The sequence below is a fragment of the Methanobacterium sp. genome (genome assembly GCA_012838205.1).
Classification (GTDB): domain Archaea; phylum Methanobacteriota; class Methanobacteria; order Methanobacteriales; family Methanobacteriaceae; genus Methanobacterium.
The window spans coordinates 1-10,888 of sequence record DUPR01000067.1 but is presented as its reverse complement, the minus strand read 5'-3'; the positions used below and the strand labels follow the sequence as shown (position 1 = coordinate 10,888).

General features: G+C 33.3%; 8 protein-coding genes and 1 pseudogene. 5 read left to right on the top strand and 4 right to left on the bottom strand.

Annotated elements, in window-relative coordinates; genetic code table 11:
- Positions 1 to 431: 431 nt before the first annotated feature.
- Positions 432 to 1,991, bottom strand: a complete 1,560-nt coding sequence (locus tag GXZ72_09630; GenBank protein HHT19801.1) for a radical SAM protein — start codon at positions 1,989 to 1,991, stop codon at positions 432 to 434.
- A 138-nt stretch (positions 1,992 to 2,129) separates the two neighbouring features.
- Between GXZ72_09630 and GXZ72_09625 the strand changes: the two genes are divergently transcribed.
- The 5 genes from GXZ72_09625 to GXZ72_09605 all read left to right on the top strand — a co-directional run bounded on the left by GXZ72_09625 (position 2,130) and on the right by GXZ72_09605 (position 6,783).
- Positions 2,130 to 2,600: a phosphopantetheine adenylyltransferase gene (locus GXZ72_09625; GenBank protein HHT19800.1), complete on the top strand. Its 471-nt coding sequence runs from the start codon at positions 2,130 to 2,132 to the stop codon at positions 2,598 to 2,600.
- Between the two features lie 33 nt (positions 2,601 to 2,633).
- Positions 2,634 to 3,164, top strand: a complete 531-nt coding sequence (gene yjjX, locus GXZ72_09620) for an inosine/xanthosine triphosphatase (GenBank protein ID HHT19799.1) — start codon at positions 2,634 to 2,636, stop codon at positions 3,162 to 3,164.
- A 78-nt stretch (positions 3,165 to 3,242) separates the two neighbouring features.
- On the top strand, positions 3,243 to 4,901 hold the full coding sequence (locus GXZ72_09615) for a glycosyltransferase family 39 protein (GenBank protein ID HHT19798.1): 1,659 nt from the start codon (positions 3,243 to 3,245) through the stop codon (positions 4,899 to 4,901).
- A 37-nt stretch (positions 4,902 to 4,938) separates the two neighbouring features.
- Positions 4,939 to 6,120 carry a glycosyltransferase family 4 protein gene (locus tag GXZ72_09610; protein HHT19797.1) on the top strand — a complete coding sequence of 394 codons (1,182 nt, stop codon included), beginning with the start codon at positions 4,939 to 4,941 and terminating at the stop codon, positions 6,118 to 6,120.
- Positions 6,121 to 6,144: 24 nt separating this feature from the next.
- Entirely contained in the window at positions 6,145 to 6,783 is a 639-nt protein-coding gene (locus tag GXZ72_09605; protein ID HHT19796.1) for a class I SAM-dependent methyltransferase, read from the top strand.
- A 412-nt stretch (positions 6,784 to 7,195) separates the two neighbouring features.
- On the opposite strand, the pseudogene GXZ72_09600 reads toward GXZ72_09605, so the two are convergent.
- The 3 genes and pseudogenes from GXZ72_09600 to GXZ72_09590 form a co-directional block, all read right to left on the bottom strand.
- Positions 7,196 to 8,141 (bottom strand): annotated as a pseudogene (locus GXZ72_09600) (IS5 family transposase).
- Positions 8,142 to 8,338: 197 nt separating this feature from the next.
- Entirely contained in the window at positions 8,339 to 9,793 is a 1,455-nt protein-coding gene (locus tag GXZ72_09595) for an oligosaccharide flippase family protein (GenBank protein ID HHT19795.1), read from the bottom strand.
- A gap of 2 nt (positions 9,794 to 9,795) precedes the next feature.
- The gene (locus GXZ72_09590; GenBank protein ID HHT19794.1) at positions 9,796 to 10,686 is read right to left on the bottom strand and encodes an FkbM family methyltransferase; all 891 of its coding nucleotides are present in this window, start codon (positions 10,684 to 10,686) and stop codon (positions 9,796 to 9,798) included.
- Between the last annotated feature and the right edge of the window lie 202 nt (positions 10,687 to 10,888).

Sequence of the window (10,888 nt, the reverse complement as noted above, 5' to 3'; positions counted from 1 at the left end):
AGGTTTTTATTCATTAAACTTACTGCATCTTAAAAAATATATTTCAACTAATTTCTTTAGAATAGCAGCGATTTTAATTATGGTGTCAACCACTTTTTTCCCAATATATTATCTTAACGGTGATTTTGGTGTGTATAAAAATTTTTATGATATTAGTTCAGATTTGAAATCTCATGGGATTAAGGGTAATTTAGCTTCAAATGACCAGTGGGAAACTATGGATTACTATAGTTATTACTTGGATAGTAAATACTTATGGTGTTACTAAAAACATGTCAGATGCTGAATTAAAAGAGAATTTAATCTCCAGTAAAATTGATTACTATTTTATTTGGGGAGATTCATCTTTCAATGATTTTTTAGGTGAAATTGTTTACCAAAATAGAGATTTTAGAGTTGTAAGGGTGAGTAAAAATTAATTTCATGTTTGATTAGTTGCAAGCACCACACTCATAACACCCAAAAGTTTCACACCATGGTGTTAAATCACCTTTTAATGCTTTTTTGTATTCATTTTTTAAAAATTCATCTTTTACCCCAACATCTATATCCTTCCAAGGGAGTTGACTTTTTAACTTCCAGTGGATATTTATTTTTTTCCATTCTCCAATGGGAACTTTCTCATTGGAAGTTTTTTCAATGATACTATCTAAATTGGAATTTCCCATTGATAATACGTATTGGATCAATGATTTGTTGGGGTTTTCCACCTTTAAGTGTCGGTTTTTCAAGTTTTTTTTAAGATATTTTGTTTTCACCTTCACATCTTCAAGGTCAAATTCAGCCCATTGAAAGGGAGTATGAGGTTTTGGTATGAATGGGTTAACACTTATCCTGAGTGAATCCTTGTGGGGTGCCATACTTTGAAGATCCTTTATCAGATTTACCATATCTTCCAGATCATCGTGTGTTTCCGTGGGCAGTCCTACCAGGAAATACAGTTTAACATTGAGGTTCATTTTAAATGCAGTTTCCATTTTAGTCACGATGTCATTATCATCGATTGGTTTGTTGACCACTTTTCGCAGTTTCCAAGTGGATTCTGGGGCGATGGTAATTGTCCTAAGACCACTTTCTTTCAGACTTTCCAAAAGGTTCTTGGAAATTGATTCAATACGCAGGGAAGGGGTGGTAACTTGGAAATCATTCTCCAGAAGTTCATGACATAATTCTTCCATATGGGAGTGATCAGACACAGCTGCACCTATAAGGGCGATTTTATTCAGACCAGTTAATTCTCTCCCAACTTCTGCAGTCTTAATTAGAGTTTTAATATCAACTTCCCTACGTGGGCGATAAAGACAGCCAGCCATGCAGAAACGGCATCCCCTGGCACATCCTCTTGAAACTTCCAGAAGAAAAGACCTTCCAAAGGCAGGAATCAGTTCTCGGCGATCAGTTTCCGGGAAAACTTGCCGAACTGGCCTCCAAGCATCATCCATATCTTCTACTTTAACCAGCCTAATTTTTTCTTGCATTTTATCTGGAGTAAAAACACCGTCCAAACCGATAAAAGCTTCTATTTCCTGGCGGGGATTATCCACTTGGCGTAATACATTAAGAAAGTCAGGTAGAATTGCTTCAGCTTCTCCAACAATAAATAAGTCAATAAAAGAAGTCATAGGCATGGGATTAGAACTTGCACAGGGACCACCAGCTATTATCAGAGGATCATCAGGGGTTCGATCTTCTTTTCTCACATTTAAACCACCCTTACGGAGCATTTCCAGAACATGAGGATAATCTTGCTCATACTGGAGTGAAAAGCCCACCACATCAAAATCTTTAAGATGAGAAATTGTTTCTAAACTCTTTCCAAAGGGATAAACAACCCTCTCACAGTAAACATCCTCATGATGGTTTAAAAAATCGTAAATAATGTGAAAACCTAATGATGACATGGCGCTTCGGTAAAAATTAGGATAACATGAAGCAAAACGCACATCCACTTTAAGGGGATCTTTAACCATGACATTGTGTTCTAGGAACATAATCTTATTATCTCTCGCACCAATATAATCAAGATACCTATAACATTTAATTAACCCACACAAACAACGTATATCTAATCAGCAAACCAGTAAGAATAATGCTTATTGTCATCAAATAATTTTCTAAGGGAAAAGAATATGTCTACCAAAAAATATGGCAAAGTGGCAGTGGGAGGGACTTTTGACAAGTTCCATGAGGGGCACCGTTTATTAATAGAAAAAGCATTCCAAATAGGGGAAAATGTATTAATAGGAGTGACTTCCGATGAATTTGGTGGATTGAAAGGTGAAATTGAGCCATGTGACGTGCGGATGTCCAATTTAAATTTACTCCTAAAAGATAGATCAAACTACTACTTGGCCCGTTTGGAGGAACACTACGGCCCAACAGTGGATGACCCAACTATAGATGCCATTGTGGTGAGCCCGGAAACAGAACCCACAGCCCAGAAAATTAATCAAATACGTCAAAAAAAGGGAATGAATTCTCTTGAGATTATAACAATAGGCATGGTCCTAGCCCAGGATGGTAAACCCATATCCTCCTCTAGAATACGCCGAGGAGAAATAGACTCCAATGGAAAAATCATCAAAGAACCAAAAAAGTAATAATAACTTTTTTAATCAACATGAGGATTTTCTATGAAAGTTGTTGTTGGATCCAAAAACCCAGTGAAAATGAAGGCAACTGGAAACGTGTTAAAACAAATATACTCTGAAGTAGAAGTCCAGGCAAAAAATGCTGACTCAGAAGTTCCGAATCAGCCAATAGGTCTGGAAACAACAATTAATGGCGCCATCAACCGGGCTAAAAATGTATACACTCAAGAATTCGATCTTTCAGTGGGCATTGAGTCTGGTTTACTGGAAACACCCCACAGCATAACAGGATACCTAGACCTACAATGGTGTGCCATCTATGATGGTGATAAAACCACCCTGGGTGTCAGTGCCGGGTTTGAATACCCGCCCTTGGTGATAAAAAACGTCATGAAGGGTATGGAAGTGGGTGACGTTATGGATCGGGTAACTGGAATTGACCGGTTGGGGGAAAAGAAGGGAGCAGTGAGTCATCTTAGCAAAGGATTGCTAGATCGGACAAGTAACACCGAACAATGTGTTTTAATGGCCATGATACCACGAATGAATCAAAAATTATATTTTAAAAAATGATTTAACAAAATTAACAACACAATGATATAAATGATCACAGTGTAGTAATAATAGCATATCTTTAATGGAGACTTTTTCATGATCAAATTGGAAAATAAGCACATTCCATGGGTTTTTCTAATCATTTTACTTTTAATTGTGGGTTTGGTTACTTACTGGCGGATCATCATGCACCTGTACTTGTGGCCTCCATATGATACCTATGATTTACTTGCCAATGCCGCATTATTTGCAGGTAAGGGAATAGGATATTCAGATCTATTAAGACCCCCTTTACTTCCCTTTTTAACTTCCATATATTTTATGTTCAATGGGCTGAGTATTGCGCCCATCTTGATTGTTGACGGATTGTTATGCATATTTGGTTATGTAGGATTTTATTTATTTTTAAAAGAACGTTTTTCACCTTCAATTAGTTTTATAGGCAGTCTTTTATATGTAACATCTCCTCTTATCCTGATATACGCCGGTGCTGGTTATAATGATATTCCTAGCGTATCTCTTGGAATATGGGCTCTATATTTAACCTATTTGGGTGTTCAAAAGAATCCAAAATTCTTTTACTTGACATTTCCCATGGCTATGCTGGCTTTTTTAACCAAATACAATATGGCATTGCTAATATTTCCAATGTTATTTTTTATCTTGATCAGTTGGAAGGAGATCAAACAACCAAAAAATTTGGTGGGGGGTATTATTTTAGGATGTTTTGTCTTATTTCCAGTATTGATTTTTTTCAACATGAAATTAGGCAATCCCCTCTATCCTTTCATGAGCTTTTTCGGAACATCAGGCGGATCAAGCGCTTCATCACTCCATTTTGCTTATAATCCTGATTTATTATATTATCTTAAGCACATTCCCGTATACTTGGGGGCTACTGCTTTATTAATCGTGTTTTCTACTTTATTTGCTTTACTAGTTTACATTTACAAAAAAATGGACAAAATTAGGCATTTTAAATGGGAACAAATTAAAAAAGATGGATGTAAAACTAACTTGATATTGATTTTAGCATTGTTTATCATTTTTACATGCACTTTTGGAAAGCTACATTATCTTTGGAGTGAAATTATCCTTCTTGCTATTTTGTATCTAATTAATAATGTTTCTTCTAAATTAGGATGGGATTGGAAGATGGATATACTCTTTCTGTCTTGGTTTGCAACATTTTTAATATTTCACAGTGTCTACGTGACCAAGGATCACAGGTACTTCATTTTCATGATTGCACCAGCCACTTATTTCCTGGTTCGTGGATTTAAATTTACAGTTGAGATGTTACGATTCCATTACAAAAATCAAAATCTGACATTACACGCTTTTTCATCAATTTTAATAGTTTTGATGATTGTTTTTACATTTGCTCAATTCGATTCTATTGAAAAGGCAAACATGGGTAACAAAGTATTTAATGAAGATGCACGCGATGCATCTAACTGGTTAAAGAATTATGACCCCGATTATAAATCTAAATTGATTTATGCTGATTTTTGGGCAATGTTCATATGGCACTTGCAGATGAATATAGGGGCAATGCCATCATTCCGAGGTAATCAGACGATATTTTTAGGCGCAAAATATGACAATTTCACAGAAGAGGATAAAAAAGCATATGATAGGGAATTAAATAGAACAAATCCTGATTATTATTTCTTCACATGGGGGGAAATTAATTTCACTAATTATAAAGCCATCAAGAAATTTGGAGATATAACTATTTATAAACGTGTTTGATTAGTATTATAAATGATTTTTTTTAAATGGTGATAATATCAAAATTGGAGTAATAACCTCTGCATATCCTGATTACGAGGACGATCCTCATGGAATATTCGTTCACAGGTTAATGAGAGAAATTGTCAAAACAGGACACCAAGTTTATGTCCTAGCGCCATACACCGGTGGAAAAACAGAGTACATCCTTCAGGGTGTTCATGTTGAAAAGTTTCACTACTTTTATCCCAAAAGATTTGAAAAACTCGCAGGAAGGGCAGGAATGATTGATAATGTAAATGAGGGATTCTTGGTGAAACTGCAAGTTTTAACATTCCTATTTTTCAACGTGATTTTTTCGCTCAGAAAACTTAAAAGTATGGATATTGTACATGTGCAATGGCCGATACCTAATGGTCTTGGTGGGATTTTCTTGAAAAAGATTTACAGGATCCCTTACATTAATACAATTCATGGTGAGGAAGTTCATCTTTCTAAACGGTTCCATCTGCTCTTTGCCCTCCGTTGGTTGGTGAATAATTCCTCAAAAACCATAACCAACAGCACTGCCACCAGGAAATTCTGCCTGAAAGCGGGTCTGGATGGGGATAAAATTGATGTTATACCTTTTGGAGTGGACACTAACTTTTTCCGACCCTTGGAAGTAAACAAGGATGAGAATATTTTTCAAATATTATCAGTGGGTTATTTGATAGAAAGAAAGGGATTTGAATATCTTATTAGGGCAATGCCCCATGTTTTAGAGGAACATGCAAATGCTCGGTTGAAAATAGTTGGGTCCGGGCCAATGGAATCTGAATTAAAGGAACTTATCTATGAACTGGAACTGGGGGATGAAGTGGAAATTGTGAAGAATGTTTCTGATGATGAATTATTGATTGCTTACAATTCTAGTGATCTATTTGTGTTGCCTTCAATTGTGGATTCACAGGGGAACACTGAAGGATTGGGTGTTGTTTTACTGGAAGCTATGGCTTGTAGATTGCCGGTGATTGGTTCTGATGTTGGTGGTATCCCAGACATAATTCAGGATGGGAATACAGGAATACTTGTACCTGAAAAGGATATTGATGAACTATTTAGATCAATAACCTATTCAATTAAAAATGAAAATTTTTTAAATGAAATTGCGATGAGAGGATATAATAATGTCAAAATAAAATTTTGTTGGGAAACCATTGCTGAGAGTTATATTAATCATTTAAAGGATATTCAATGAAAACATACTAAATCAGGGATATAAATGGGGCATTACAAATTTTTTAATCAGAATGAATTCAGTGTTCATCAGAAAATTATTAAATCGGTGGGCAAGCATAAAAAAGTTCTAGATGTTGGTTGTTCAGTTGGAACTATATCAGAAAGCATGAAAAGAAATAAATGCCTAGTCACGGGAATAGAAATGGATGAAAAGTCTGCTGAAAAAGCAAAATCACATTGTGCAGATGTTTATGTTGGTGATGTTGAGTCAATAGAACTTAACGATAATTATAATAATTATTTTGATTTTTTAATTTTTGCTGATGTTTTGGAACATTTGAGGGATCCTGAAAAAGTTTTAAGACGATTTAAGAAATATCTTAAAGATGATGGTTATATTATCATATCATTACCTAATGTTGCTAATTGGAGAATGAGAATACATTTGCTAATGGGAAATTTTGAATATAATGACTATGGATTATTAGATAAAGGACATTTAAGATTTTTTAATTTTAAAAATGCGATAAATTTAATTCAGGATGCGGGATTTGAAATAGTTCATTTTGACTTGACTGTAGGAGATTTAGATAAGTTTGCCAGTTTTTTCTATCGAGTTGGTAAAATGTGGCCCAATCTTTTTGCATTTCAGTTTTTGATTACAGCTAAAAAAAAGCAATAATTATGGAGTTAATAATGAAAAAAATATTATATTTGATGCATTGGAGTGGAATTGGAATAAACAAAGACCTCAATTCATTGCAGAAGGTTTAAATGACTATTTTGATATTAAAGTTATTTATATGGCAAGTAAACAATTTTTATTTAAAAATGTTAGTATATCAATACCTAATGGAAATAAAATAGGTATTTCTCCAGTATTTAGGTTGCCATTTTACGAAAATAAATGGATTTATCATTTAAACAAATTTTACTAGAAAATGTATATCAAATATATTATAGAGATTTTCTATTTACTTCTTTTTGTTGATTGGGTTTGAAGTGTTTTGTTGTGTTTTATTCTTTTTAGCTATGATTTTTTGTTTTTTCCTTTTTTTTACCTCTATTTTCTAGGTTTTTTGGGGAAGCGTTCGCTAGGTGGTGTTTTTTATTTTAAGAGTTCTTAGTTGGAGTAGGTTGTATGAGAAGCAGGTGAATATGTTTTTGGTGTGGTTTCGAATGGTGTTGGTTAGGAGTGTGTGGGCTGGAGTGGAATATTTTTTTGATTACGGCGTAAGGACGTTCTCCGGGTGCTCTTTTACGTGTTGTTCTTTTGTTTCGCATTTTATCTCTTATTGGAGGGGGTGACCTCTTGTGGCGCGGTTCATAGTGGCGTTGTATCCTTTGCAAGATGCTCCGAAGTATCCGCGATCTCGATAGACGACCTCTCCCTGTTGGGAGAGGTCTATTTGACTATCATGAACTGATGCTGAAGTGGTTTCGAGTTCTCTTATTAAACCATGAATGATGTCAGATTTGGTGTGTAATTTGTAGCCAAAATGTGATTTTCCACCTTTTTTTGGTCCAGGTTCCGTCTTTGTTGCGACGGGTTTTAGCACTTGGCCCCCGTGGTTTGTCTGCTTTTTCATGACCAGGATCGGCCGTTATGAATGTTGCATCTTGAATCACGCCTTCGTTTACTTTGAAACCTTTAATGTCCATTTGTTTTTGCAATTCTCCCCATATTTCTTTATTTTTCCCTGTTTGAGTTAGGCGTTCTCTGAAAGCCCAGACCGTTGCACGGTCTGGTATGATTTCTGGGAAGTTCGGAAACTTTCTGAAAGATATACGGTCTGTTGCTTGTGTTTCTAGTTCTGGATCCGATAATCCATACCAAGATTGCAAAACCAACATCTTAATCATGACAACTTCATCATTATTAGGCCTACCACCACGTTCAGTTCGATTATCATACATTTCCCTGATGATCGGTCGAAAAACCTCCCAATCAATAAGAGGTTCAACTTCTGCAAGTTTATCACCCAACTGTTTAACCCTTTCATATTCTTTGTTCATCAGATAATCATCAAACGACTTCATAATACTCCTATAAATTTAATAAGATACAAATTTATCGTAATCATGATATTAGCACACCAAACAGAGAATAACATAAACCATCAAATAAAACCAAAAAAATCAAAAAGGTTTATAGAAATTCTCTATAAAATGTACAAATAGTTAAAAACTAATGATGAGAGAATAGTTAAATACTAAACTAAAATTGAGTTTTTTCTTTACTTGCTATTTAAATTAAGAATACCCCAAATTAAAGACAATTCATCCGTAGTAAAAACTTTAAATGCTATTACTAAAATTAAATAAAAAATTGAATTTATTAGAATAAAAATCAATAAATCTATTATATTTATAGGTTTCCAGATTTGATAGATTATAATCATTGGAATAGATGCTAAAAAAACTTTAATAAAATTATAATAATTTAGATCCAATTTAATGTATTTGAATGAAAAATGAGTTATAACAATTAAAGGGATAGTATAAGCTATTAACGTGGCCAAAGCCGCACCCACTACTCCATAAATTGGTATAAGAACTAAGTTGAGTATGATGTTCAGTGAACTTGCAACAACCCAGGTTATACCAATAATTTTTGTTTCGGTTTTTAATATTATAATATTTACAATTATATTAGTTAATCCCAATAATAAAAAGCCTGTAGCAACAATTGGAGTTATCATGTAACTGTTCATTGCTATTTCTGTTGTTGATAGAATTGTTAGCAGAGGTTTTGACAAAACTGCCAAACCAATTGTTGCAGGAATTGCAACAACCAAGTAATATTTTATCGAATATTGAAGCAGATCTTTTACTTCATTTTCTTTTTTTTCGTTATAGCTCTTTGATAGGGAAGCAGTTAAAATAGAAGTTATAGGAGACGCAAACATTGCAATAATAGCTCCTAAAGTATAACCAGGAGAGTAGTAACCAACAAATGCAACACCGAGTAATATTCCTATCAGATATCGATCACTTGAATCAACAACCCAATAAGATAAAGAACCTGGAATAGTTGGTATACTCAAATGTAAGTATTTTTTTAACTCCTGAAAATGAGGGCAGATGAATCCTAATTCTATATAAATAATTGAAAAACAAGTAAAGAAAAACAAGATTTCATTACATAAAAAACCGATCGCTGCACCTATAACTCCTTTACCAAAGAAAATAAAACCTGAAATTAATAAAATTTGTGTAAATGTTTTAAAACAGAGTAAAAAGGAATATCGTTTAATTTGTTGCGATGTAATAAAGAAGTATTGAAAAAGTATATTTAATGACGAAAAAATCAATATTAAGGCCAGTATCTTAACAATTAATGTATTATTGGCGAAGATTATTTGAGATATTTGTTTCGAAAAAATAAACAAGATCAATGAAACTAATAAGCTATTTAAGAAGATAAAAAAAGCAATTGAATAAAAACCTTCTTGCATCCTTTTTTTATCATGTTCTCCTGATAAAAATCGTACCATGGAATAAGAAGGTAAACCCATCACAATAAATATGGGTATTAAACCAATCGTTACATTCATTTGAACCCACAAACCATAGTCTGCTAATGGTAAATTTCGGGTCAAAATTGGTAAAAGGATAATTCCACTAAATCCTATAATTATATTTGCCAAAAAAACCAAAATACTTTGCTGGGCAAAAACTTTATATTTCATATCTAATTTCCTTTTTCAAGAAGCAGGTTCACTTGGTCTACACCCTCAGTGTTGTCACAAAAGTCAATTACTTCATTTTTATTCACAATTTTTAAAGATTTGGTTTTTTCATCCAACAACTGTAGATTAAAACCATAACCTTGCAATTTATTTAATAATTCTAGAGGATCCGTGTGCGTATTCCTCAAACCTTTAGGCCAAAATTCCATCAAAATCTTTATATTCTTATTTAATAATAAATTGTGGGCTCCTTCAACGATAAGACCTTCAGCACCTTGAGTATCAATTTTAATAAGAAAATCCTCCTCGATGATTTCTTCTAAATTATTAAAAAATGAATCTAATCTAATTGTTTCGACTTCTGTAGATTCAGTTTTATCAATCACATTATTTTTTGCCAGTGAATGATTACCTAAATTTGTTCCGTCAATAAAAATTTTAATTTTCCCATTTCTATTAGAGATTGCTTTTTGGAAAGCTTTAACATTATTAATGTTGTTGATTTTAATATTCTTGGTTAACAATTTGTAATTTGCTTTTACTGGTTCAAAAGAATATATTTGACCGTCTTTTATTTTACTAGCTGCTATTAAGGTATAGTAACCTATATTAGCCCCAATATCAATGAAAATAGTGTTTGATTGTAGTAGATTTTTAAACGTTTCAGTTTCATATTCTTCATAAATACCCGATTTAAGCAAAGGATAAGCTATTCCTATGTCATTACTATTTACGTACATCTTTTTGTTCATAACTTTTATCAATACTAACTCATTGGGATTTGTTATATAGTAACAAATATCACGTATTGTAATCAACACAGGTATTTTTTCCAAAAATCTTGAGGAAAACCTTGAAACTTTACATAATGCAAGAAAAACCATTTTTTTCATAAAAATACTCCAACGTATCTAGTTTAGTATTTGATAAATATACAATTTTTGGCTTTGTAGAAACCCTTTTTTTAGTTGATTTGTGTTGATCTGTAGATGTTGTATATTGTGTTTTTGAGTTTGGTTTCTTTGTTTGATAGTTGTGTGCTTCTACTATAGTTTGTACCGTTAAATTTTCTCTTTATTGCTGAAAATATGCTTT